The organism is Microbacterium tenebrionis (genome assembly GCF_903645325.1).
Classification (GTDB): Bacteria; Actinomycetota; Actinomycetes; order Actinomycetales; family Microbacteriaceae; genus Microbacterium; species Microbacterium tenebrionis.
In genome coordinates this window covers 1-22,749 of record NZ_CAHJXQ010000001.1, presented here as the reverse complement: position 1 = coordinate 22,749, position 22,749 = coordinate 1, and the positions used below count along the sequence as shown (strand labels likewise).

Below are 22,749 nucleotides of genomic sequence, written 5' to 3'. Positions count from 1 at the left end.
GACCAGCGGGGGCCCGGCGAAGGGAAAGAGCCTCAGGCGCCCTTCAGACGCTCCGCGAGGTACTCGTTCAGCTTGTCGATCGCGATGCGCTCCTGCGCCATGGTGTCGCGGTCGCGGACGGTCACGGCGTTGTCGTCAAGCGAGTCGAAGTCGACCGTGACGCAGAACGGCGTGCCGATCTCGTCCTGGCGACGGTATCTGCGGCCGATGGCACCGGCGTCGTCGAAGTCGATCGTCCAGCGACCGCGCAGCGAGTCGGCGACCTCACGGGCCAGCGGCGAGAGGCGCTCGTTGCGTGACAGCGGCAGCACGGCCACCTTGACGGGGGCCAGGCGCGGGTCGAGCTTGAGCACGGTGCGGGTGTCGGTGCCGCCCTTGGCATTGGGCACCTCCTCCTCGACGTACGAGTCGACGAGGAACGCCATCATCGAGCGGGTGAGGCCGAAGGACGGCTCGATCACGTACGGCGTGTAGCGCTCGCCGGATGCCTGGTCGAAGTAGGTCAGGCTCTGGCCGGATGCCTCGGTGTGGCTCGACAGGTCGTAGTCGGTGCGGTTGGCGACGCCCATGAGCTCGCCCCACTCCTTGCCGGGGAATCCGAAGCGGTACTCGAAGTCGATGGTTCCGGCCGAGTAGTGCGCCCGCTCGTCCTCGGGGACGTCGAACCGGCGCATGTTGTCGGGGTTGACGCCCAGGTCGATGAACCAGTCCCAGCACGCCTCGACCCAGTGCTCGAACCACTCGGTCGCCTCGGCGGGCGGCACGAAGTACTCGATCTCCATCTGCTCGAACTCGCGGGTGCGGAAGATGAAGTTGCCGGGCGTGATCTCGTTGCGGAACGCCTTGCCGACCTGACCGATGCCGAACGGCGGCTTCTTGCGGCTCGCGGTGAGCACGTTCGAGAAGTTCACGAAGATGCCCTGCGCGGTCTCGGGGCGCAGGAAGTGCAGGCCCGACTCGTCGTCGACGACGCCGAGGTAGGTCTTCACCAGGCCCGAGAACGACTTGGGCTCGGTGTACTGGCCCTTGTTGCCGCAGTTCGGGCAGGGCACGTCGGCAAGGCCGTTCTCGGCCTTGCGGCCCTTGCGCGCCTCGAAGTCCTCGATGAGGTTGTCGGCGCGGAAGCGCTTGTGGCAGCTCAGGCACTCGACGAGCGGGTCGGTGAAGGTCGCGACGTGACCGGATGCCTCCCACACGCGCTTGGGGAGGATGATGCTGGAGTCCAGGCCCACCATGTCACCGCGCCCGCGGACGAAGGTCTGCCACCACTGCCGGCGGATGTTCTCCTTGAGCTCGGTGCCGAGGGGTCCGTAGTCCCATGCGGAGCGCGAACCGCCGTAGATCTCACCCGCTTGGAAGACGAACCCGCGGTGGCGGGCGAGGCTGATGACCTTGTCGAGGCGGGACTGTTCGGCCACGGTGGCTCCAATGGTCGGATGCGACGGGGAATGCGCCCAGGAACATGGGCGTTCCAATCCTATCCGCGCCCCTGCTGTCGATCAGCCCCACGTGAGGGAGGTCAGGAAGGCATCCGCGCGACGATCAACGATGGGGGAAGGTCACGCCCCCTCCGGCGGCAAGCGACTCCGCAACGATGCGGACATGGTCCTCGACCATCTCCCGCGGGATCGGCGGAAGAACGTCATCCCAGAACGCGAGTGCTGCGCCGCGCCCCTGCATCATCCCTGCTGGTCGGGCGAGCGCCCACAGGTGCAGGTGCGCGGAACCGTCGTTCCAACGGCCGAAGTGACAGCGGGCGACACCGGGGATCGATTTCACGGCCTCCGAGACCCGCTGCATCAGCGGACCGAGCGCGGCGGGCACCTCGATCGGGGCATCCTCGAGCAGCCAGTGCTCGCGGGGCGAGATCGCCGCCATGAACGGCAGCCCGCTCGGGTCCGACATCACCCGGACCTGCCAGTGTTCGTCCTGCCATATCGTTCCAGGGGACGGCATGCACGGGCGGCACTCCGATGGGTCCGTCTCGCCGCCGCGCGGCTTCTCCGGCACGACCATCGGCTCGAGGGGCCGCATCCGGATCTCCTCGAATGCCCACGGCAGGCCGTCGGTCAGGGCCGATGCATCCAGCCGCTCGCCGATGGGCAGGCGGGCGTGGAACGGCGACTCGGCCGGGAGCTGTTCGAATTCTGGTTCGGAGGTCATCCGCCCATGAAAGCAGAACTGCTCACTCGGTGAACAGGTACCCGCGCTTCACGTCGAATCCGGCGATGCGCAGCCCGCGACCGAGCAGCTGCTCCATCTCGCCGCGCAGACGCGTGCGCCATTCGTGGGCGGCCGCGGCATCCGTCTCGCGCATCCCCTCGACGTCCTCCGGGATCTCGAGCGTCGCGACGACCGCGTCGTCCGCCGGGGGCTTGGCGATGTCGGCGAGGGCCCACTCGACGTCGAGTCGGTCGCTCTCGTCACCGGCATCCCCGCCGCCGAAGATGCCGTAGTTGTTGACCGAGTAGCCGGTCACGCGCGCGCCGAGCACGGTGAGGAAGAAGTGCGCGTTGCGCGCCACGAGCGGGTCGAAGGTCCAGGTGATGCGGCCGACGTCGCGCGAGAACGCCCACTGGCGCTGGTGCTCCTTGAGCTCGCGGCCCCAGCCGCGGCCGCGGTAGTCGGGCAGGAGCGCGGTGATGTGCGAGTGCATCCGGCGCTTTCCGGGCTCGCCGAAGAAGGCGATGGATGCTCCGACCATCCGCTCCTGGCCTCCCTCGTCGTCGAACAGGCCGACGACGTAGTTGCCGGACTGCTGCAGGGCGCGCAGCGTTCCCGCGTCGATGACGCGCTCGGGGCCGCGGATGGAGTCCAGCAGGCCCTGCGCGTCGATGATGAGTTCAACGGTGTCGAGGTCACGGATGGTTCGCACGAACCCAGTCTGCCCCTCTCGCGCCCGTCTGCGGAATCCGTCACTAGCCTGGACAGGTGGGAGACAGCGACGACAAAGCCAGGAAACGCCTCTCGCGCACCCCGAACAAGTCCCTGACGGTCGCGGTCCTCGCCTTCGCCGGACTCGCATCCTCGTTCATGTTCACGCTGGTCGTTCCGCTGCAGGCGGAGTTGCCGACGCTGCTGAACGCGTCCCGCGAGGACACGAGCTGGGTCGTGACGATCACGCTCCTCGTCGCCGCGATCGCGACCCCGATCTCGGGCCGGCTCGGCGACATGTACGGCAAGCGGCGCGTGGTGATCGCCCTCATGATCGCACTCATCGCAGGCTCGGTGATCGCAGCGATGTCGGGATCGATCGTCGGTGTCATCATCGGGCGCGCCCTGCAGGGCGGTGTGACCGGCGTCATCCCGCTCGGCATCGCGATCATGCGCGACATCCTGCCGCCCAAGCACCTCGGCACGGCCGTCGCGCTCATGAGCGCGACGATGGGCGTCGGCGGCGCGCTCGGGATGCCGCTGGCCGCGTACCTCGCCCTGAACGCCGACTGGCACTCGCTGTTCTGGCTCGCCGCCGGGCTCGGCGTCGCCGGGCTCGTGCTCGTTCTCCTCTTCGTCCCCGAGGACGTGCTGCTCTCCCCCGGACGCCTCGACGTCCCCGGAGCCATCGGCCTCGCGATCGGCCTGACCGGGCTGCTGCTCTACGTCTCGCGCGGCGCTCAGTGGGGATGGACCTCGCCGCTGGGCCTGAGCCTGGTGATCGGCGGCATCCTCGTCCTGCTGCTGTGGGGCTGGTATCAGCTGCGCACCACCGACCCGCTGCTCGACCTGCGCGTCGCCGCACGACCCGCCGTCCTGCTGACGAACATCGCGGCGATCGGCATGGGCTTCGCGCTGTTCGGATCGAACGTCACGTTCCCGCAGATGCTCGAGCTGCCGGTCGAGACCGGATCCGGCTTCGGGCTCGACATGATCTCGGCGGCGTTCGTCGTCATGCCGGCGGGCCTCGTGATGATGGTGATCTCGCCGCTGTCCGGCTGGCTGGAGCGCACGATCGGCCCTCGCCCACTGTTCACGGGCGGTGCAGCCGCGCTCGTCATCGCATACGTGTACGTGCTCATCTGGTCGAGCGAGTGGATCCACATCCTCATCGCGAACGCCATCATCGGCGTCGGCATCGGCTTCACGTTCGCCGCCATGCCCATGATCATCATGCGCTCGGTGCCCTCGAACGAGACCGGGGCATCGAACGGCCTCAACGCCCTGTTCCGCTCCGTCGGCACCTCGAGCGCCTCGGCCGTCATGGGCGGTGTGCTCGCCAGCATGACCATCGACGTCGACGGCGTCGCGGTCCCCACCCACGACGCGTTCCAGGTGTGCTTCTGGCTCGCGATCGTCGCCGGCCTGGTGGCGCTCGTGCTGTCGCTGTTCATCCCGAAGATCCGCCCGCTCGAGAAGCACCCCTCGCTGCCGAGCTGACGGCTCGGGCCTGCAGCTCTACAGCGTGAAGCCGTCCGGATCACCGGGCTGCGGCGGCCGCAGCCGGGCGGGTAGCGGCCAGGCGAGCACGATCGGCTCGGATGCCGGGCGCGTGATGTCGCCGTAGTCCTCGGCCTTCACGACGATGCGGCCGGCGATGCCGTCGCGGTCAGGTGTGACCTCGACGATGCGGACGCGGGTGGGGCGCCCGTCGTCCTCAAGCATCCACGGCTCGGCGAGCCAGGCGAGGCCGTGCGCCTCGAGCGCCTCCTCGGCCACGAGCCAGTCGACCGGGTCGGAGACGGTGCGTCCGAGTACGTCGACGGCCACCCAGTCGTCGCCCGAGGGGCGGATCCAGCCGAGCAGCTCGCCGTCGTCGCGGCGGTGCGGGGTCCAGTCGTCCATCCGACGATGGTACGCGGCCGCGACGGTTCGGGGGCGGAAACGACGGATGTCGGACGGAACCGTCTGTTCCGTCCGACATCCGTACAGAAAGCCCCCGAAGTGTCAGGGGATCGGATCAGGCGCGGACGGCGAAGCCGCCGGTCCAGCCGATCTGCTCGCGCACGGCGAGCACCATCTGCAGGAAGCCGAGGGCCTCGAGCTCGCGTGCGCGCTTGAGAGCACCGGCATCCGCGACCTTCAGGCCCGCAGCAGTGACGACGTCGGCGAGGAGCTTCTTCGCGGCGTCGTCGTCGCCCGCGACCTGCACGACGGTCGGCTCGCCGCCCAGCTCACCCGCGGCGAGGGTCGCGGCGAAGTTCGTGTTGAAGGCCTTGACCACCTTCGCACCGGGCACGAGCGCTGCGAGCTCGGCCGCGGCCGACGAGTCGGCCGGCACGACGAGACCGTCGAACGTGGCGAAGTCGACCGGGTTGGTGATGTCGACGACGACCTTGCCGGTGAGCTGCTCGCCGTACGCAGCGGCGATCTCGGCGAGTGCCGGGTACGGCACGGCGAGCACGACGATCTCACCCGTGATCGCGTCGCCCACGACCCCGGCGGTCGCGCCGATGGATGCTGCAGCGGTTCCCGCCTTCTCGATGTCGCGCGCGAGGATCTGCACGCTCGCTCCGCCCTTGGCTGCGATGCCGGCGATTGCCTGGCCCATGTTCCCGGTTCCGATGACGGTGATCGCGGTCATTGTGATGCCTTTCGTCTGTTGTTCCGCCGCCGCATTTGCTTGCTTCGGCAACTACGCATCGAAACGCCCTTGTCTCGGCAACTATTCCCGACAGAATGGAGAACATGGCCGCATCGCTCCCCCGGATGACCCCGCAGCAGTCCCGAGCATGGCTCGCGCTCATCAGCACCGCCGAACTGCTCCCCGCGGCTCTGGATGCTCAGCTGCAACGCGACGCGTCACTGACCCACTACGAGTTCATGCTGCTGAGCGCCCTGCAGCGCACCGGCGCGATGCGCCTGAGCGACCTCGCCGCGGCGACGAACGCCACGCTCCCCCGAGCCTCGAAAGTCGTCAGCAGACTCCAGCAGCGCGGACTCGTGCAGCGTGAGGAGAGCGAGCACGACCGGCGCAGCATCCTGCTCGAGCTCACGCGGCAGGGGCGCCGTCAGCTCGTGCTCGCGACGCCCGACCACTTCGCCACCGTGCACCGACTGGTCCTCGACCGGCTGAACCCGGAGCAGCTCGACCACCTCGCCGATGCCCTCGAACCCGTGCTCGAGGCACTGGACCCCCAGCAGCGGTTCGGGGTGCCAGGGCGCTGAACGGAGCGGCTTGTTCACATGCCACCGAGGATGGCGACAAGGAACGCCGCGCGATCGAGGGCGTTGAGCGGGTTCAGCCCGGTGATCTCCTCGATGCGCGCGGCGCGCTTGCGGAGGGTGTTCTCGTGGATGAACAGATCGGCTGAGGCCGCCTGCACCCCGCCGTCCTTCAGGCAGAGAGCCTCGGCCGTCTGCAGCAGCTGCGTGCGGTGACGCGCGTCGTACCGGCGCAGCGGCGTGATCACGTGCTCCGTGAACGGAGCGATCTGGTCGGGCGTGAGCCGGTGCACCAGCCCCTCCCACGTGGCGAGGTCGCGGGGACCTGCCGGTCGCCGCAGCCGGGGCGCGATGGCGGCAGCGGCGAACGCCTCCCGAAGCGCGATCGCGATGCGTTCCTGCGCGATCGGACCGCTCCAGCCGAACACAGCATCGATGTCGTGCGGTGCGGAGAGCAAGCCGCCGATGGTGCCCGGCACGATCGCGACCGTGTCCGCGCCGACCGTGCCGACGACAGAGCCCTCGGGGAGCGGCAGACGGATCGTGCTGGGCGCGACGACGATGTGCACAGCATCCGCGTTGTCGAGTTCGGCTCCGAGGACGACGGCGCTGGCCTGCCCGCGGCGCACCATGTCGATGATCGCCCCGACACGGGCGCGCTCGCGCGCCTCCTGCTCCTGCCGATGCTGCTCGGCCGCCAGGCGCTGCGTGATCTCGACGAACGCGACATCGGCCGGGATCCGCAGCACCGCGACGCCCAGGGCGTTCGCCGTCCGGATGATCGGCGCCGGCACCTCATCGGTCACGACGCCGAGGGCGAAGCCGATCGCGGACGCGCCGGCATCGCAGACGGCCGCCACGAACTTGCGCTGCGCTTCGACCTCGGTCATCGAGATCCCCGAGGTCAGCACGAGCTCGCCGCCGCGCAGGTACGGGCTCGGGTCGAGCAGATCCGACGGCAGCGACCAGCGGATCACCCTATCGAGGCCGACCGGCCGTCCGGCGAGCGCCATCGGCGGCCCGTCCCACGCGAGCAGGTCCGCGACGCGGACGTCGCCGACCAGCGCATCCGCGTCTTCCCTTCTCCGCCCGACCATGACCCGACGATAAGGCGGTCGTGTTTCGCCACCGTTTCCCCGAGATTGCCGGAGGTGTGCTCTCCCCCACCTCCGCAGGCGCGGACGGGTGATCTCCTCCACACAATCCCCTCCTGCAACAGCGCCGAAACATTCGAGGACTCCAATGAGCGGTGACCGAAAGGAATGCGCCATGACCACCACATCCGCACCTCCCGCCACACCCGCAGCCCCGCCCGCGGCCGAGCGCGTCGACAAGGACTATCCGCTCTCCCGCGTCCCCGCACACTCTCGACAGGGCTGGTTCGGCGTCCTCGTCGTCGTCGGCGGGTTCGTCTTCTTCACCCCGACGATGGTCACCGGCGGACAGGTCGCCGGCGCGTTCGGCTTCGGCACGTTCCTACTCCTGTGCGCTGTCGCGACCGCCGTGCTCGGCCTCTACATCTCCACCCTCGGCGCGGCGAGCGCCCGCACCGGTCTGTCCACGGTCCTCATCTCGCGCCTCACCCTCGGTCGGGTCGGCGGCAAGTGGGCCTCGATCGTGCTCGGCGGCACCCAGATCGGCTGGTACGGGATCACGGTCGGCATCTTCGCGAACCTCCTCGCATCCGCCCTCGGCTGGTCGGAGTCGTGGCCGCTCGCGATCTTCGGCGGCCTCCTCATGGCGACCACCGCCTACTGGGGGTTCAAGGGCATCGAAGTGCTCTCGTGGGTGTCAGTGCCGCTCATGTTCGCCCTGTGCATCTGGATCACCGCGCTCTCCCTCGACGAGGCCGGCGGCATCGGCGGACTCTTCGCGACGAGCGGCGACAGCTCGATCACCCCCGGCATGGCGATCACCATGATGATCGGAACCTTCATCTCCGGCGGAACGCAGATCGGCAACTGGACCCGCTTCGCCCGCAGCGCGCGCACCGCTTTCCTGGTCTGCCTGGGTGCGCTCCTGGTCGTCGAGACCGCGATGCTCGTGTTCGGCGGCATCGGTGCGATCGCGTTCGACGAGGCCGACTTCGCCACGTTGCTGTTCACGATGGGCCTCGCCGGCCTCGGCGTCTTCATGCTCACGTTCAACCTCTGGACCACCAACGACAACGCGGCCTACGCGTTCGGCGTCGCAGGGTCCGAGCTGTTCGGCAAGGCCGACAAGCGCCCCTTCATCATCGGCGGAGTCATCATCGGCATCGCCCTCGCCGTCAGCGGCCTGGCCGACTCGATGACCATGTTCCTCGTCACGCTCGGCACGGTGATCCCGCCACTGGGCGGCGTCATCATCGGAACGTTCCTGTTCGTCTGGCGGCGCCGCGACCCGGGGACAGACCTCGACAACGTCCCGGCCTTCATCTGGCCCGGCATCATCGCCTATCTGCTGGGCACGGCAGCAGCCGCGTTCGGTTCCGTCACGGGCATCGGCAGTCCGGCCATCCAGGGCGTCCTCGTCGCCGTGATCGCCGCCCCGATCTGCCACTGGGTCGCCCGCAGCACCCGCCCGGCCGCGGTCGCGGCGTCTCCCGCAACACCGGCGCCGGACGCCGCACAGCATGCGAACGCACAGCACACGAACGCACAGAACGGAGCGGGCGAATGACCGCAACCCTGATCCGCAACGCGGATATCATCACCATGGACGCGAACACGCACGCGACTCCGGTGCGGCGTGACCTGCGCATCGCGGACGGATGCTTCACCGAGATCGGCACGAACCTCGAAGCGCGACCGGGCGAGACCGTGATCGACGGCACGGGAATGCTCGTCACCCCGGGTTTCGTCAACGCGCACACCCACTCGTGGGAGTACCTCTACAAGGGCCGCTACGACAACATGCCGCTGGAGCTGTGGATGGCGTACTCCTACCCCATCCTCGGCGGCAGCCCCACCCCGCCGGATCTCATCCGGCTGCGCACGCTCATGTTCGCGATGGAGTCGATGAAGTCGGGCGTGACCACGCTCATCGACGATGTGCTCGAGACGCCAGGGCAGGACCTCGACCAGCTCGCGGCCGTCGCCGGCGCGTACAGCGACATCGGGATCCGGGCCAATGTCTCTGGCCACATCATCAACCGGCCGTTCGTCGACACCCTGCCGTTCGTCGCCGATTGGCTGCCCGAGGAGGTCGTCCGCCAGGTGCGGCAGGCACCGACGCTCACCGCGGCGGAGTACCTCGACTATTCCCGTGATGCCTTCCGCAGGCATCACGGCACGGCGGGCGGTCGCATCCGGTACATGCTGGCGCCGTCCGGCCCGCAGCGCTGCACCGACGATCTGCTCGTGGGGGCGGCATCCCTGTCCGCGGAGTTCGACGCCGAGGTGCACATCCACGTGCTCGAGACGAAGACGCAGGCGGTGACCGGTGACGAGCTCTACGGCGGACGCACCCTCGTGCAGCACCTCGATGAGATCGGCGCCCTGAACCCGCGTACGACGTTCGCTCACGGCATCTGGGTCACGGGCGACGACATCGAGCGGATCGCACGGTCGGGCGTCTCCGTCTCGCACAATGCGATCTCGAACCTCAAGCTCGGGTCCGGCATCCTGCCCTGGCGCGACTACCAGGACGCGGGCGTGAATCTCGGCCTCGGCACGGACGGATGCTCCTCGAGCGACACACCGCGCCTCATGGAGGTCATGAAGACCGCGGCTCTCCTGCACAAGGTCACCGAACCGGACTTCGAGCGCTGGCCGACCGTGCCCGAGGTGCTGGACGCCGCGACCATCGGCGGCGCCCGCAGCGGGGTGCTGGACCAGACGATCGGCTCCATCGAAGTCGGCAAGCGCGCCGACCTCGTCATGTTCGACACGACGACCCTGGCGTTCCTGCCCACCAACCGCCTCGAGAACCACCTCGTCTACAGCGAGAACGGATCGTCGATCGTGCGTGTCATGGTCGACGGAGTCGTCACGGTCGAGCACGGCCGGCTCACTCTCGTCGACGAGGACGCGGTCCTCGCCGCATTCCGCGAGATCATGCCGCGGATCCGGGAGGAGCAGGATCGCCTGGATGCCGTGAACGAGGTCTTCGCACCGGCCTTCGCCCGGATGCACATGGAGTCGGCCCGGCGGCAGATGCCGGTCAACCGCTGGACCGGCGACGAGCGGACCTGGGTGGGCGCGCACGCGCGCGCCTGATCGCTCGATCCGGAGCCCCGTCCGATCACGGGCGGGGCTTCAGTGCGCGTACTCCATGAGTTCGACGCCGAGGACGCGGAACGCGTCGTGCACACGCAGCCGGTGCGCGATCGAGAGGTCGTCGAAGCCGACGATCATGGCGTAGGCGACACCGGATCGGGGGCCGGCGAGCACACCGGCCTCGGCGCGCACGCCCCGATCGCGCCCGGTCTTGTTGATGAACAGCAGACCGTGGGCGTCGTGGTCGTGCGCGAACGGATCGAGGCCGGTGGATGCCGCCACGAGGCTGAGGTCCTGGTTCAGGCTCAGCCACTCGGCGACCTGCGCGCTGACCGCGGCGTCCACAGCCCGGGAGTTCACCAGGGCCGAGAAGAGTCCGGCCAGCTCGCGTGCGGTGCCGACGGCGACCTGCGGCGCGTCGTCGAGCCCGCGCTCGTCACGGAAACGGTCCAGGACCGCCGTCTGCGGCATGCCGAGCGCGGCGATGCGCTCGCGCACCCGATCGAGCCCGACCTGTTCCAGCAGAATGTTGACGGCGATGGGGTCGCCGACGGCGGCGGCGAGCACAGCGAGGTCGCTGAGCGGCAGGGCGGGAGCGCGCAGACTGCGCCACAGGCCCGATGCCGCCACAGCATCGGGCGAGGCGCGGTCCACGATCTCGAGCGGATCGAGGGCGCCCGACTCGAACCCGGATGCCACCTCGATGAGCAGCGGCACGACGCCGAGCCCGGCGATCGGCAGCGTGAGGTGGTCATCTCCGGCGAGCACCTGCGAGCCGCTGTCGAGGTCGATCACGTGCACCGCCACGTGGGCGCCGGCATCCGCCAGCTCCTCGAGGGCCCGCGTCGTCGCGGCGAACGACCTCCGCCCGATGGCTGCACGGCGCGGTAGACGACGGGTGCTGCGCTGCGATCTGCGCATCATCGCAGGCTCAGGGGGAGTGCCCACGCGAGGTCCTTCCGAGAAGGTGGGGAGGTGCCGCACCGGCCGGGGCGTCGGCGACTCAGGCCATCCTAACCCCGGCCGTCGACAACCTGTCCTGGCTTGCGCCGAAGATCACCAGATGGTCACGCGCTGGTCGCTCGGAAGGTGCAGCGCATCTCCTTCGGCCACCCCGAACGCCTCGTAGAAGGCGTCGATGTTGCGAACGATCTGGTTGCAGCGGAACTCGTTCGGGGCGTGCGGGTCGATCGTCAGCAGACGGATCGTCTCGGCGTCGCGGCTCTTCTGCTGCCACACCTGCGCCCAGCTCAGCAGCAGTCGCTGCACGCCGGTGAGGCCGTCGATGACCGGCGCCTCGGCTCCCCCGAGCGACAGCTCGTACGCCTTCAGCGCGATCCCGAGCCCGCCCAGGTCACCGATGTTCTCACCGATCGTGAGCGCGCCGTTGACGTGGTTCTCCTCGTCGAGGCCGACCGGCACGAGCGCGTCGTACTGCGCGATCAGAGCCTTGGTGCGCTCCTCGAACGCCGCGCGGTCGGCATCCGTCCACCAGTCGTCGAGCTTGCCGGTGCCGTCGTAGCGGCTGCCCTGGTCGTCGAAGCCGTGGCCGATCTCGTGACCGATCACGGCGCCGATGCCGCCGTAGTTCGCCGCGGCATCGCGCGAGGCGTCGAAGAACGGGTACTGCAGGATCGCGGCGGGGAACACGATCTCGTTCATCGACGGGTTGTAGTAGGCGTTCACCATCTGCGGCGGCATGTGCCACTCGCCCAGGTCGATGGGCTTTCCCACCTTGTCGATGTTGCGGTCGTGCTCGAAGACGTTGGCGCGGCGCACGTTGCCGAAGATGTCGGCGGCGTCGATCTCGAGCGTCGAGTAATCGCGCCACACCTCGGGATGCCCGATCTTCGGGGTGAACGCGTCGAGCTTGGCGAGCGCCCGCTCACGGGTGTCGGGGCTCATCCACTCGAGCGTGGTGATGCTCTGCCGGTACGCCTCGATGAGGTTCCCGACGAGCTCGTCCATGGCGGCCTTCGCCGTCGGCGGATAGTGCCGCTCGACGTAGACCTTGCCGATCGCTTCGCCGAGGGCCCCCTCGGTGACCGAGACGCCGCGCTTCCAGCGCTCGCGGATCGTGGGGACGCCGGTGAGCTCGGTGCCGTAGAACGAGAAGTTCTCCTGCACGATGTCGTCGGTGAGGAACGGAGCTGCCGCGTGCACGGCGTGCGCACGCAGCCATGCCTTCCAGTCGTCGAGGCGGCCTGCCGTGAGCAGCGAGCCGAGCCCTTCGAAGGCGCTCGGCTGGCTGACGACGACCTCGGCGAAGGCATCCGGGTTCGTCGGGCCGACGGCATCCCGCCATCCGGCCAGGTCGACGCCGACGAGCGTCTGGAACTCGTCCCACGTCTTCAGGTTGTACGTCTTGATGGCGTCGCGGCTGGCGACGTTGTCCCAGTGGTGCGAGGCGATCTCCGTCTCGAGGGCGAACGAGCGCTCGGCGTCGCCGGCGGCATCCGCGACTCCGGCGAGCGCGAGCAGGCGCTCGAGGTGCGCCCGGTAGGCGTCGCGCGTGCCGGCGAAGTTGTCGAGGCGGTAGTAGCTCTCATCGGGCAGCGAGAGGCCCGACTGCACGAGCACGGGCACGTATCGCTCCGGGTCGCCGGGGTCGCCGTCGACGTACAGACCGATGAGGTGCGCGCGGCCGTCGCGCTCGTAGGCCCCGGCGAGGGCGAGCAGCGCGGGGATGCCGTCCACGGCATCGATCTCGGCGAGGGTCTCCTGCAGCGGCTGGATGCCGGCGGCGTCGATGCGCGCGGTGTCCATGAAGCTCGTGAACAGGTCGCCGATCTTGCGCTCGAGCGTGCCGGGCTCGGCGCTCTGCGCCTCCTCGATGATCGTGCGCACGTCCTTCTCGGCCTGCTCGGCGAGCATGTGGAACGACCCCCAGCGCGCCTTGTCCCCGGGGATCTCGGTGCGCTCGAGCCACGCGCCGTTGACGTGGCGGTACAGGTCGTCCTGCGGGCGGATGTCGGAGCTGAACTCTTCGGTCGCGAGACCGGCAGGAAGAACATCAGTCATGCGTCCACCCTATGCGCGCGAATCAGTGGCGGCGGAAGAAGCCGCGGCGGGCTGCCAGGTCGGGTTCCGGAACGTCGGTGGCGGCACGGGTCGCCCGGCGCTCCCGCCAGCGCCGCGCCTCGGCATCCACATCGCGGGTCTTCGTCACCACCGGCGGTCCGCCCAGCAACTGCCGTCGCGCCTCGATCACGCGCTTGTTGAAGTCCTCGAGCAGCTCACGGACGTCGGTCTCGCGCGAGAATCGGTCGAGCGTCGCATCGAGCTCGCGGTCCTCGGTGCGCAGCAGGATCGCCGTTCTGCCGCGCCCGATAGCGGGCCGCGGCGTCTCGAGGATCAGTCATCGTCCACCTCCGGATGCCGGTCCTTTCAGCCTACGCGCGCATCGGATCCGTGTCGCCGGCAGGCCATAGGCTCGAGGGATGACCGCCCGCCCCGCCTCCCTCAATCGGGAGATCCTGCGCCTGGCGGTCCCGGCGCTCGGCGCGCTCGTCGCCGAACCCGCGTTCCTCATGGTGGATGCCGCGCTCGTCGGCCACCTCGGCACCGTCCCGCTCGCGGGGCTCGGCATCGCGAGCGCCGTGCTGCAGACGATCGTCGGCCTGATGATCTTCCTCGCGTACTCGACGACGCCGGCCGTCGCCCGCCGGTTCGGCGCCGGGGATCACAAGGACGCTGTCTCCGTCGGCATCGACGGCATGTGGCTGGCGCTCGGACTCGGCGCGGTTCTCGCGGTCGTCGGCGCGACGTCGTCGGACTGGCTCGTCTCGCTGTTCGGCGCATCCACCGAGGTCGCCGAACAGGCAGACACCTACCTGATGATCAGCATGTGGGGCCTGCCGGCCATGCTCATCGTCTTCGCCGCGACCGGGCTGCTGCGCGGCATGCAGGACACCGTGACGCCGCTGTGGATCGCCGGCCTCGGGTTCGGCGCCAACGCGCTGCTGAACCTCCTGTTCATCTACGGTTTCGGCTGGGGCATCGCCGGATCCGCCGTCGGAACGGTCACCGCTCAGTGGGCCATGGTCGCCGCCTACGTGATCGTCGTCGGGCGCCTCGCACGCAAGCACTCGGCATCGGTCCGCCCGCAGCGCGACGGCGTGCGCGGATCGGCGCGGTCGGGCGGCTGGCTGTTCCTGCGCACGGTCAGTCTGCGCGCGGCTCTGCTGATCACGGTCGGCGTCGCGACGGGCATCGGCACCGATGAGCTCGCCGGATGGCAAGTGGTCTTCACGATCTTCTCGGCCGCGGCTTTCGCCCTCGATGCTCTGGCGATCGCCGCCCAGGCTCTTGCCGATGAGCGCCTGGGCGCCGGTGACATCCCCGGCGTCAAGCACGTCCTCGCCCGCACGGTCGCCTGGGGCGCCTGGTTCGGCGTCATCGTCGGACTGATCATCGGTGCCCTCTCCGGCGTGATCGGACTGGCGTTCACGGGTGACCCGGACGTGGCGGAGCTGATCCAGCCGGCACTCATCGTGCTGGCCGTCGCCCAGCCGATCGCCGGGATCGTCTTCGTGCTCGACGGCGTGCTCATGGGCTCAGGGGACGTCCGCTACCTGGCGATCGCCGGGGGCCTCAACCTCGTGCCCTTCGTGCCCGCGCTGCTCATCGTCGCGCTCACCGGTGTGACGGGAACCGCCGGCGTCACCTGGCTGGCGGTGGCGTTCTTCGGGGTGTACATGCTCGCCCGGTTCGCGACCCTCGGCTGGCGGGTGAAGACGGGCGGCTGGCTGCGGGCGGAGGCGTAGGGGCTTCGATCGGACGATGCCAGGATGGTGGCATGAGCGCAGCCTGGCCCGGAGACTCCGCCACCGTCGAGAACTGGGTGCGGGCGGTGCTGCGGCACTCGGCCTCCGTCGACGAGATCGCGGTGCGGGGGCTCGAGGGCGTCCGTGTGACCGCCGATCTCGACGGCCTCGACCTGCGCGAGCTGACCGTGGATGCCACGCGCGCCGACCTGCGGATCACGCCGAACCGCGACGCGGCGCCGGGCGCTCGGCCGGGCGACGCCGTTCAGCCGGACGAGCTGGCACGCGAGGTCGGGATCGCGAGAACTGTGCGGTTCACGGCGCTGCCGATGCGCATTCAAAAGACGCCCGTGACGATCGACATCCGCGTCGAGGACCTGCCGCTCGCCTGGATCACCTACGCCGAGCCGACGGAGCCGGGCCTCCCCGAGAGCCGCTACGCCCTGGCTCCGGACGATGAGCGCGACGGGCTGCGCGGGACATTCCGATTCGCCATCGCCGCCGACGACATCGGCCCGCTCGTCACGATGGTGATGCGTCCGCTACTGCGGGAAGGCGGGGTGCGGCTCGGTCGGGTGCGCATCGCCGTCGACGGCGCTGGCGACGACATCCGGATCAGCGCGTCAGCCGGTCTGCGCTGGAAGCTGCTCTTCGCATCGGCGCGAGCTGAGGCGACTGTCTCCGTCACTCACGACGGGGTCGTCACCGTGAAGGCGCTGACGCTCGGCAGCCACAACCCCGCGGTGAAGGTCGCGCTGCTGTTCGCGCGGCGACACGTGCGCGAGGTCGTCGGGAGGACCTTCGACGCGGGCGAGATGTTCAACGACGAGGGATCGGGCATCCGCCTCCACGACATCCGCGTCGGCACCGGTGACGAGCTGAGCGTGGCGGGCCGGTTCTCCTGAGTCGGGCCGACTCGTTCTCCACAGGCGACGAGAATCGCGGGCTTCCCCCCGTTCGCGGGGATCCGCGAACGAGGTCGGCCCGCCCCTGGCATCCTTGCGGGAAAGCGAGCATGATGAAGGGATGCTGACGATGACCGAACCGCAGGTCTGGACCCTGATCGGCGTGTTCGCCACGGGTCTGTTCGGCATGATGACGCTCATGTCGACGATGTTCGTCCGCATCATCCGCACGGAGATCCAGGGCGTTCACCGTCGCCTCGACCGACTCGACGCCGACGTCAACGCGCTGATGCGACACACGTTCGGCGTTCAGCGCGACTGAGCCTCATCCGGCGCGGCGCCGGTGCTACGCCCACCTCCGGCTCGGCCCGCACGCGGGCCTCACCCGGCGCTGCGCCGGTCTGCCGCGCTCCGCACGGCGGGTGCCTCAGGCAGGCTACGCCCACCTCCGGCACCACTCGTACATGATCACGGCGCCCGCCGCGCTCGCGTTGATCGACCGGGTCGACCCGTACTGCGTGATCTCGATGTGGCCCGATGCCGCGGCGATAGCCTCGTCGGTGAGGCCCGGCCCCTCCTGACCGAACAGCAGGACGCAGCGTTCGGGCAGATCCGCCTTGTCGACGGGGACGGCGCCGTCGACGTTGTCGACCGCGATGATCGGCAGGCGCTCCGAAGCCGCCCATGCTGCGAACGACGCGACGTCCTCGTGGTGCACCACGTGCTGATAGCGGTCGGTGACCATCGCGCCGCGCTTGTTCCAGCGACGACGGCCGATGATGTGCACGGTGTCGGCGAGGAACGCGTTCGCGCTGCGCACGATCGAGCCGATGTTCATGTCGTGCTGCCAGTTCTCGATCGCGACGTGGAAGGGATGCCGGCGCGTGTCGAGATCGGCGACGATCGTCTCCATGCGCCAGTAGCGGTAGCGGTCGATGACGTTGCGGGTGTCGCCGTGTTCGAGCAGTTCGGGGTCGTACTGGTCTCCGTCGGGCAGCTCGCCCTGCCAGGGTCCGACGCCGTGGGTGGTGCGCTCGGGCGTCTGCTCGTCCATCCAGCCAGATTATCCGGCCGCCTCACGCCGCTCCCGGATATTTCGGTGCACCTAAAAATAGGCTACGATTTCGGCGTGCCTAAAAATCTGACGGTGGATGCTCCGACCGCCAGCGCCGCTCCCCCGCGGAGCCTGTGGCTGCTCGGGCCCGCGCTCGTGGCCGGCGTCGCCTACCTCGATCCGGGCAACGTCGCCAGCAACATGACCGCCGGCGCGCAGTACGGCTACCTGCTGGTCTGGATCGTGCTCGCCGGCAACGTCATGGCCTGGCTCATCCAGTACCTGTCCGCGAAGCTCGGCGTCGTCACCGGGCAGAGCCTGCCCGAAGTCCTCGGCACCCGGCTGCGCAATCGCTGGGGCCGCCGTGCGTACTGGCTGCAGGCCGAACTCGTCGCCATGGCCACCGACCTCGCCGAGGTCATCGGCGGCGCCGTGGCGCTGAATCTGCTCTTCGACGTGCCGCTCCTGCTCGGGGGACTGATCACCGGCGCGGTCTCGATGATCCTGCTCGCGGTGCAGTCCCGTCGCGGTGCCCGGCCGTTCGAGTTCGTGATCGTCGGCCTCATGGTGATCATCACCGTCGGATTCCTCGCCGGCGTCTTCATCGCCCCGCCGGATGCCGCAGGCGTGGTCTCGGGCATCGTCCCGCGCTTCGAGGGGACCGGGTCCGTGCTGCTGGCGGCATCCATTCTCGGCGCGACGATCATGCCGCACGCGATCTACGCGCACTCCGCGCTCAGCCGCGACCGCTTCGGCGCGAACTCGCGCACCCGCCCGGCGGATGCCGCCGCCGAGGCCGCCCGCACCGAGACATCCCGCATCCGGCGCCTGCTGACCGCGACCCGCTGGGACGTCACGATCGCCATGATCATCGCGGGATCCGTGAACCTCGGCATCCTGCTGCTCGCGGCGGCCAACCTCGCCGGCGTCGACGGAACGGACTCGCTCGAAGGAGCGCATGCCGCCCTCACCGCGGGTCTCGGGCCGGTCGTCGCGACGTTCTTCGCCGTGGGACTGCTCGCCTCCGGTCTCGCCTCGACGTCGGTCGGTGCCTATGCGGGTGCCGAGATCATGCACGGACTGCTGCACGTGCGCATCCCGCTGCTCGCCCGCCGCCTCATCACGCTCATCCCGGCGCTGCTGATCCTCGGCGTCGGCGTCGACCCGACGCTCGCGCTCGTGCTGAGTCAGGTCGTGCTGTCGTTCGGCATCCCGTTCGCGCTCATCCCGCTCGTCGCGCTGACGGCGCAGCGGCGCACGCTCGGCCCGTGGGCGAACCGGGCGTGGACGACGGCCTCCGGCTTCGTGGCATCCGTGCTGCTCATCGCGCTCAACGGGGCTCTGCTCTGGCTGGTGCTCACGGGGGCGTGAACAGCGCCCACCTAGACTGGGAGCGTGGCATCCCCCGCAGCTGACGACTATCTGAAGACGGTGTTCGCGCACACCGAATGGCAGGACGCCGCGATCACTCCCTCGCAGCTCGCCGCGAAGCTCGGCATCGCCCCCTCGAGCGTGACCGAGATGGTCAAGAAGCTCGCCACCGCAGGGCTCGTCTCGCACGTGCCGTACGGCGCCGTCCGGCTGACGGATGCCGGCGAGGCGCGCGCGCTGCAGATGGTGCGGCGACACCGTCTCATCGAGACCTGGCTCGTGCAGGAGTTCGACTACGCGTGGGACGAGGTGCACGACGAGGCCGAGGTCCTCGAGCACACGATCAGCGAACGGCTGCTCGAGGGCATCGACGCGCGCCTCGGCCACCCCCGGTTCGATCCGCACGGCGACGCGATCCCGGATGCCGCGGGCACGGTCGTCCGCGACCCCTTCGTGCTGCTCGCCTCCGCCGAGATCGGTCACACCGGGCGCGTGCTGCGAGTCAGCGACGTCGACCCCCAGCTGCTGCGCGAGATCGAGGCATCCGGACTCGGCGTCGGGCACACCGTCGTCGTGACCGCCGACGGCATCGAGGTCGACGGCTCCCCCGTCGCCCTGCCGGACGGCGCCGCAGAGGCGATCTGGCTCACGGCGTAATCCGACGGCAACACCACCGCGGCGTCGCACCGACCAATAGGCTGAGCACATGGCACACCGCGATGACATCGAATGCTGGCTCACCGACATGGACGGCGTGCTCGTGCATGAGAACGACGCCATACCCGGCGCATCCGAACTGCTCGCCGGGTGGGAGGCGAACGGCATCCCCTATCTCGTGCTGACGAACAACTCGATCTTCACCGCGCGCGACCTCTCAGCGCGGCTGCGCACCAGCGGTCTGCGGGTTCCCGAGGAACGGATCTGGACGTCGGCGCTGGCCACGGCCGACTTCCTCAAGCAGCAGGTTCCTGGCGGCTCGGCGTTCGTCATCGGCGAGGCGGGCATCCTCACGGCGCTCCACGAGGCCGGGTTCGTGATGACCGAGACGAACCCCGATTTCGTCGTCGTCGGCGAGACGCGCAACTACTCGTTCGAGGCGATCACCAAGGCCATCCGCCTGATCAACAAGGGCGCGCGTTTCATCGTCACCAATCCCGACGCGACCGGCCCGAGCGCCGACGGCGTGCTGCCGGCAACCGGCGCGATCGCCGCGCTGATCACCAAGGCCACGGGCCGCGAGCCGTACGTGGTCGGCAAGCCGAACCCGATGATGTTCCGGTCTGCACTGAACAAGATCGGCGCGCACTCGAAGAAGACCGGCATGATCGGCGACCGCATGGACACCGACATCGTCGCCGGCATCGAGGCGGGCCTGCACACGGTGCTGGTGCTCACGGGCATCAGCGACCAGCGCGAGATCGAGAAGTATCCCTTCCGCCCCGACGAGATCGTCGACTCTGTCGCCGATCTGCTGCCGACCATCACCGGGACGGTTCGCACCGTCGAGGGATGATGGGCGTTCTCGACGACGGCGAGCGGATCACGGCAGCGGATGCCGCGACCTGGCGCGCCTGGCTCGAGGAGAACCACGCGACCGCCGCGGGGGTCTGGGTGCTGAACGTTCGCGGTGATGCGTCTGGGCTGTCGTACGAGGATGCCGTCCGCCTGGCGCTCTGCTTCGGGTGGATCGACGGACCGGTGCGGAAGTTCGACTCGGCGAACGCGCAGTGGTTCTCACCGCGTCGCCCGTCGAGCGGATGGGCGGCGACGAATAAGGCGCGGCTGGCCGAGCTCGAGGCATCCGGAGAGCTCGCTCCCGCTGGCATCCGAGCGATCGAGGTCGCGAAGGCGAACGGCACGTGGGAGATGCTCGACGGCCCGGAGGCCGGCATCGAGCCCGATGAGTTCGCCGCCGCACTGGATGCTGTTCCCGCCGCCCGCGCGAACTGGGATGCTTTTCCGAAGTCGGTGAAGAAGTTCGGGCTGACGAACATCGCGCTGGCACGGCGTCCCGAGACGCGGTCCGCGCGGATCGCGAAGATGGTCGCGGATGCCGCAGAAGGGAAGCGCCCATGACCCAGCAGGACGTGTTGTTCCTCGTGCTGATCCTCATCACGCTGTCGACGCTCACGGTGATCATCGTGCAGTGGGTGCGCTCACGCCGTCGCGGCGGGTCCGACGACCGCGGCGGCAACTGGTGGGAAGGGCCCTGGGACGAGGACAAGCGCTGACGCGCGGGCGACTGTCCCGCGAGAGGGGTCGTAGACGGCGACCACACTCGGGGTAAAGCAACCATTCGCGCCACCTCGCGCTCGAGGCCGGCTCCGCCCGCGCAAGCAGGGGTCGCGAACGGCGGCCATACTCGGGCCAAAGCAACGATTCGCGCCACCTCGCGCCCGAAACTCCGCCTGCGCGGTAGCGGTTCCTCAGCCGGCGGTGAGCTCCAGGCCGCGGAGCGCGGCGACCGGCTCCGGCATCCGCAGCGGGCCCGAACCAGGGGTGATCGTTCCGAGGATGCGGGGCTCGCGCGCGCCGGTGCCGCCGGGGATCACCGCGGGGATGCCGTGCATCGTGCACCAGCCGATCAGGGCGAACAGGATCGCCTCCTTCGCATCCGCCGACGCTCCGAGCTCATCGGCGAGCACGACCTCGGTGCCGGGGAGCGCGGCGCGGAGCCCGTCCATGATGAGCGGGTTGCGGCAACCACCACCCGAGACCGCGAGGTAGCCGACGCCGGCGGCGGCGACATCGCGCGCCACGGTCTGCACCGTGAGCTCGGTGAGGGTGCGCACGAGATCCGCGATCGGCAGATCCCGGCCGAGAGCGGCGACGTGCTCGCGCACGTATGCGAGGTGGAAGTGCTCCTTGCCCGTGCTCTTGGGCGCCGGCAGGGCGTAGTACGGATCGGCGAGGAGCGCCGTCAGCAACTCGTCGTCGACGGCGCCGGCGCGCGCGATCGCGGCATCCTCGTCGTAACCGAGCGGGTTGAGGCCGTACGCGCTGATGACGGCATCCACGAGGGCGTTCGCCGGACCGATGTCGTAAGCGCGCAGGCCGTCGCCGACGACCGTGATGTTGGCGATGCCGCCGAGGTTCAGGGCGGCCGAGACCCCGGCGTGCTCGCGCAGCAGCAGTTCGTCGAGGAACGACACCAGCGGCGCTCCATGCCCGCCGGCGGTGATGTCGCGGATGCGGACGTCCGAGATCACGGGAGCGCCGACCGCCTCGGCGATCCAGGCGGGCTGGCCGATCTGCAGGGTTCCGCGGGCGCGATCGTCCTCGACCCAATGGAAGACGGTCTGGCCGTGCGAGCACACGGCGTCGACGCCGCCGACGGATGCCGCGGCATCCCGTGCCACGTCGGCGAACGCCTGCCCGATCAGCGTGTCCAGCTCGCACACCTCGGCCAGCGTGGTGGCCGCCGGCGGGAGCGCTGCGACGAGACGGGCGCGCAGCGCGGCCGGGTACGGCACGCTGCCGGTGCGCAGGACTTCGCCGCGCAGCATCCCGTCGCTCTCATCGAAGTCGACGACGGCGACGTCGATGCCATCGTGGGACGTGCCGGAGAGCAGGCCGAGTACGCGCATTGCTCGAGCCTACGACCTCGACCGGCCGACACTCTGGGGGTCCGTCGACACGCATGTCGGACGGATCACGCCTATCGGTCCGACATCCGTCGCCTCGGCCCCCGAAGTGTCGGGCGCTACCGCAGCACGAACGCGGCGGCGCCGATCAGCGGCCCCTCGTCTCCGAGGCCGGAGCGGACCACGCGGGCAGCGCGCGAGTAGTCGTGCGCAGCGGATGCCGTGAGGGCGGACTGCACGAGGTCGATGTAGTCGTCCGACACCCGCGAGAAGCCTCCGCCGATCGCGATCACGTCCAGGTCGACGAGGGTCGCGGCATCCGCCAGAGCCTCGCCGACGGCACGCGCCGAGCGTTCGATCGCCGCACGGGCGGTGGCGTCGCCCGCCGCGGCATCCCTCGCCAGGTCCTCGCCGGTCGCGCCCGTCCAGCCCTGAGACTGCGCCCAGGCGGCGCTCGCGCTCGCCGTCGTGCCCGAACACGGTGCCGACGTCGTGGCCGAGGACGACGGATGCCGCCGAACGGACCGCGTCCGCCAGTCCGTAGCCGCGGACGGCGGGCATGTTCACCGGGATGATCGTGCCGGTGGCCCGGTCGACAGGCCCCGCGCTCCCGACGCCAGCTCCGACGAACGCGGCGTCGAGGGGCACCGCGGCCAGTGCGTGGCCGACGACCGCGGCGATCGCGGCATCCATCGACGCGGGGGTCGCCTCGCGACCGGTCGCCTGCCTGCTGCGGCTGCCTCGGACGCGCGGCCCCTCAGAGGTGACGAG

General features: G+C 69.7%; 24 protein-coding genes and 1 pseudogene. 13 read left to right on the top strand and 12 right to left on the bottom strand.

Annotated elements, in window-relative coordinates; all coding sequences use genetic code 11:
• Positions 1–32: 32 nt before the first annotated feature.
• The 3 genes from HWX58_RS00120 to HWX58_RS00110 form a co-directional block, all read right to left on the bottom strand.
• A complete protein-coding gene (locus HWX58_RS00120) occupies positions 33–1,418 on the bottom strand; it encodes a glycine--tRNA ligase (RefSeq protein ID WP_175984936.1) in 1,386 nt (461 codons plus the stop codon).
• Between the two features lie 124 nt (positions 1,419–1,542).
• Positions 1,543–2,163, bottom strand: coding sequence for a hypothetical protein (locus HWX58_RS00115; RefSeq protein WP_175984935.1), 621 nt, complete (start codon positions 2,161–2,163; stop codon positions 1,543–1,545).
• A gap of 22 nt (positions 2,164–2,185) precedes the next feature.
• Positions 2,186–2,875, bottom strand: coding sequence for a GNAT family N-acetyltransferase (locus tag HWX58_RS00110; RefSeq protein ID WP_175984934.1), 690 nt, complete (start codon positions 2,873–2,875; stop codon positions 2,186–2,188).
• A 56-nt stretch (positions 2,876–2,931) separates the two neighbouring features.
• Between HWX58_RS00110 and HWX58_RS00105 the strand changes: the two genes are divergently transcribed.
• Positions 2,932–4,374: an MFS transporter gene (locus tag HWX58_RS00105; protein ID WP_175984933.1), complete on the top strand. Its 1,443-nt coding sequence runs from the start codon at positions 2,932–2,934 to the stop codon at positions 4,372–4,374.
• Positions 4,375–4,392: 18 nt separating this feature from the next.
• Here the strand turns inward: HWX58_RS00105 and HWX58_RS00100 are convergent, their stop codons facing one another.
• Both HWX58_RS00100 and HWX58_RS00095 read right to left on the bottom strand, forming a co-directional pair.
• Positions 4,393–4,779 carry a hypothetical protein gene (locus HWX58_RS00100; protein ID WP_175984932.1) on the bottom strand — a complete coding sequence of 129 codons (387 nt, stop codon included), beginning with the start codon at positions 4,777–4,779 and terminating at the stop codon, positions 4,393–4,395.
• 115 nt (positions 4,780–4,894) lie between these two features.
• Entirely contained in the window at positions 4,895–5,518 is a 624-nt protein-coding gene (locus HWX58_RS00095; protein WP_175984931.1) for an NADPH-dependent F420 reductase, read from the bottom strand.
• A 104-nt stretch (positions 5,519–5,622) separates the two neighbouring features.
• Between HWX58_RS00095 and HWX58_RS00090 the strand changes: the two genes are divergently transcribed.
• Positions 5,623–6,102, top strand: coding sequence for a MarR family winged helix-turn-helix transcriptional regulator (locus HWX58_RS00090; RefSeq protein WP_175984930.1), 480 nt, complete (start codon positions 5,623–5,625; stop codon positions 6,100–6,102).
• 14 nt (positions 6,103–6,116) lie between these two features.
• Here HWX58_RS00090 and HWX58_RS00085 read toward each other — a convergent pair whose 3' ends face one another.
• The gene (locus HWX58_RS00085; RefSeq protein WP_175984929.1) at positions 6,117–7,196 is read right to left on the bottom strand and encodes a PucR family transcriptional regulator; all 1,080 of its coding nucleotides are present in this window, start codon (positions 7,194–7,196) and stop codon (positions 6,117–6,119) included.
• Between the two features lie 172 nt (positions 7,197–7,368).
• Between HWX58_RS00085 and codB the strand changes: the two genes are divergently transcribed.
• Together codB and HWX58_RS00075 are read left to right on the top strand one after the other, a co-directional pair.
• On the top strand, positions 7,369–8,760 hold the full coding sequence (gene codB, locus HWX58_RS00080; RefSeq protein ID WP_175984928.1) for a cytosine permease: 1,392 nt from the start codon (positions 7,369–7,371) through the stop codon (positions 8,758–8,760).
• Positions 8,757–10,298, top strand: coding sequence for an amidohydrolase family protein (locus HWX58_RS00075; protein WP_175984927.1), 1,542 nt, complete (start codon positions 8,757–8,759; stop codon positions 10,296–10,298). Before codB ends, HWX58_RS00075 begins: the two co-directional genes overlap by 4 nt.
• A 39-nt stretch (positions 10,299–10,337) precedes the next feature.
• Here the strand turns inward: HWX58_RS00075 and HWX58_RS00070 are convergent, their stop codons facing one another.
• From HWX58_RS00070 to HWX58_RS15320, 3 genes are all read right to left on the bottom strand, one after another.
• Entirely contained in the window at positions 10,338–11,246 is a 909-nt protein-coding gene (locus HWX58_RS00070; protein WP_250646015.1) for a serine hydrolase, read from the bottom strand.
• A 108-nt stretch (positions 11,247–11,354) separates the two neighbouring features.
• A complete protein-coding gene (locus tag HWX58_RS00065) occupies positions 11,355–13,319 on the bottom strand; it encodes a M13 family metallopeptidase (protein ID WP_175984926.1) in 1,965 nt (654 codons plus the stop codon).
• Between the two features lie 22 nt (positions 13,320–13,341).
• Complete coding sequence (locus tag HWX58_RS15320; RefSeq protein WP_175984925.1) at positions 13,342–13,509, bottom strand: hypothetical protein; 168 nt, start codon at positions 13,507–13,509, stop codon at positions 13,342–13,344.
• A 229-nt stretch (positions 13,510–13,738) separates the two neighbouring features.
• On the opposite strand from HWX58_RS15320, the gene HWX58_RS00055 reads away from it, so the two are divergent.
• From HWX58_RS00055 to HWX58_RS00045, 3 genes are all read left to right on the top strand, one after another.
• Positions 13,739–15,064: an MATE family efflux transporter gene (locus tag HWX58_RS00055; RefSeq protein ID WP_175984924.1), complete on the top strand. Its 1,326-nt coding sequence runs from the start codon at positions 13,739–13,741 to the stop codon at positions 15,062–15,064.
• A 32-nt stretch (positions 15,065–15,096) separates the two neighbouring features.
• Positions 15,097–15,969 carry a hypothetical protein gene (locus HWX58_RS00050; RefSeq protein ID WP_175984923.1) on the top strand — a complete coding sequence of 291 codons (873 nt, stop codon included), beginning with the start codon at positions 15,097–15,099 and terminating at the stop codon, positions 15,967–15,969.
• A gap of 130 nt (positions 15,970–16,099) precedes the next feature.
• Entirely contained in the window at positions 16,100–16,291 is a 192-nt protein-coding gene (locus tag HWX58_RS00045; RefSeq protein WP_175984922.1) for a hypothetical protein, read from the top strand.
• Positions 16,292–16,405: 114 nt separating this feature from the next.
• Here the strand turns inward: HWX58_RS00045 and HWX58_RS00040 are convergent, their stop codons facing one another.
• Entirely contained in the window at positions 16,406–17,023 is a 618-nt protein-coding gene (locus tag HWX58_RS00040) for a TrmH family RNA methyltransferase (protein ID WP_175984921.1), read from the bottom strand.
• 75 nt (positions 17,024–17,098) lie between these two features.
• Between HWX58_RS00040 and HWX58_RS00035 the strand changes: the two genes are divergently transcribed.
• Genes HWX58_RS00035 through HWX58_RS00015 form a run of 5 tightly spaced genes read left to right on the top strand, consistent with a single transcriptional unit; the run spans position 17,099 to position 20,625 of the window.
• On the top strand, positions 17,099–18,394 hold the full coding sequence (locus HWX58_RS00035; RefSeq protein WP_250646014.1) for an Nramp family divalent metal transporter: 1,296 nt from the start codon (positions 17,099–17,101) through the stop codon (positions 18,392–18,394).
• Positions 18,395–18,418: 24 nt separating this feature from the next.
• The gene (locus HWX58_RS00030; RefSeq protein ID WP_175984920.1) at positions 18,419–19,051 is read left to right on the top strand and encodes a metal-dependent transcriptional regulator; all 633 of its coding nucleotides are present in this window, start codon (positions 18,419–18,421) and stop codon (positions 19,049–19,051) included.
• 49 nt (positions 19,052–19,100) lie between these two features.
• Positions 19,101–19,907: an HAD-IIA family hydrolase gene (locus HWX58_RS00025; RefSeq protein WP_175984919.1), complete on the top strand. Its 807-nt coding sequence runs from the start codon at positions 19,101–19,103 to the stop codon at positions 19,905–19,907.
• A complete protein-coding gene (locus HWX58_RS00020) occupies positions 19,904–20,470 on the top strand; it encodes a YdeI/OmpD-associated family protein (protein WP_227529544.1) in 567 nt (188 codons plus the stop codon). Before HWX58_RS00025 ends, HWX58_RS00020 begins: the two co-directional genes overlap by 4 nt.
• Positions 20,467–20,625, top strand: coding sequence for a hypothetical protein (locus tag HWX58_RS00015; RefSeq protein ID WP_175984918.1), 159 nt, complete (start codon positions 20,467–20,469; stop codon positions 20,623–20,625). Before HWX58_RS00020 ends, HWX58_RS00015 begins: the two co-directional genes overlap by 4 nt.
• Positions 20,626–20,820: 195 nt before the next feature.
• Here HWX58_RS00015 and HWX58_RS00010 read toward each other — a convergent pair whose 3' ends face one another.
• Positions 20,821–21,981, bottom strand: a complete 1,161-nt coding sequence (locus HWX58_RS00010) for an anhydro-N-acetylmuramic acid kinase (RefSeq protein ID WP_175984917.1) — start codon at positions 21,979–21,981, stop codon at positions 20,821–20,823.
• 116 nt (positions 21,982–22,097) lie between these two features.
• Positions 22,098–22,397 (bottom strand): annotated as a pseudogene (locus HWX58_RS14895) (ROK family protein); the annotation flags it as partial.
• A gap of 164 nt (positions 22,398–22,561) precedes the next feature.
• Between HWX58_RS14895 and HWX58_RS14890 the strand changes: the two are divergent.
• Positions 22,562–22,749 (top strand): hypothetical protein (locus tag HWX58_RS14890; protein ID WP_250646013.1); only part of this gene is annotated, 188 nt, incomplete at its 3' end.

What these genes read in the sequence shown, in the direction of transcription:
- HWX58_RS00075 (WP_175984927.1), top strand. Translation starts at nt 8,757, where the DNA reads ATGACCGCAACCCTGATCCGCAACGCGGATATCATCACCATGGACGCG.
- codB (WP_175984928.1), top strand. Translation starts at nt 7,369, where the DNA reads ATGACCACCACATCCGCACCTCCCGCCACACCCGCAGCCCCGCCCGCG.
- HWX58_RS00010 (WP_175984917.1), bottom strand. Translation starts at nt 21,981, where the DNA reads ATGCGCGTACTCGGCCTGCTCTCCGGCACGTCCCACGATGGCATCGAC.
- HWX58_RS00045 (WP_175984922.1), top strand. Translation starts at nt 16,100, where the DNA reads ATGACCGAACCGCAGGTCTGGACCCTGATCGGCGTGTTCGCCACGGGT.
- HWX58_RS00055 (WP_175984924.1), top strand. Translation starts at nt 13,739, where the DNA reads ATGACCGCCCGCCCCGCCTCCCTCAATCGGGAGATCCTGCGCCTGGCG.
- HWX58_RS00115 (WP_175984935.1), bottom strand. Translation starts at nt 2,163, where the DNA reads ATGACCTCCGAACCAGAATTCGAACAGCTCCCGGCCGAGTCGCCGTTC.
- HWX58_RS00095 (WP_175984931.1), bottom strand. Translation starts at nt 5,518, where the DNA reads ATGACCGCGATCACCGTCATCGGAACCGGGAACATGGGCCAGGCAATC.
- HWX58_RS00020 (WP_227529544.1), top strand. Translation starts at nt 19,904, where the DNA reads ATGATGGGCGTTCTCGACGACGGCGAGCGGATCACGGCAGCGGATGCC.
- HWX58_RS00015 (WP_175984918.1), top strand. Translation starts at nt 20,467, where the DNA reads ATGACCCAGCAGGACGTGTTGTTCCTCGTGCTGATCCTCATCACGCTG.
- HWX58_RS00050 (WP_175984923.1), top strand. Translation starts at nt 15,097, where the DNA reads ATGAGCGCAGCCTGGCCCGGAGACTCCGCCACCGTCGAGAACTGGGTG.
- HWX58_RS00090 (WP_175984930.1), top strand. Translation starts at nt 5,623, where the DNA reads ATGGCCGCATCGCTCCCCCGGATGACCCCGCAGCAGTCCCGAGCATGG.
- HWX58_RS00025 (WP_175984919.1), top strand. Translation starts at nt 19,101, where the DNA reads ATGGCACACCGCGATGACATCGAATGCTGGCTCACCGACATGGACGGC.
- HWX58_RS00065 (WP_175984926.1), bottom strand. Translation starts at nt 13,319, where the DNA reads ATGACTGATGTTCTTCCTGCCGGTCTCGCGACCGAAGAGTTCAGCTCC.
- HWX58_RS00085 (WP_175984929.1), bottom strand. Translation starts at nt 7,196, where the DNA reads ATGGTCGGGCGGAGAAGGGAAGACGCGGATGCGCTGGTCGGCGACGTC.
- HWX58_RS00100 (WP_175984932.1), bottom strand. Translation starts at nt 4,779, where the DNA reads ATGGACGACTGGACCCCGCACCGCCGCGACGACGGCGAGCTGCTCGGC.
- HWX58_RS00040 (WP_175984921.1), bottom strand. Translation starts at nt 17,023, where the DNA reads ATGGACGAGCAGACGCCCGAGCGCACCACCCACGGCGTCGGACCCTGG.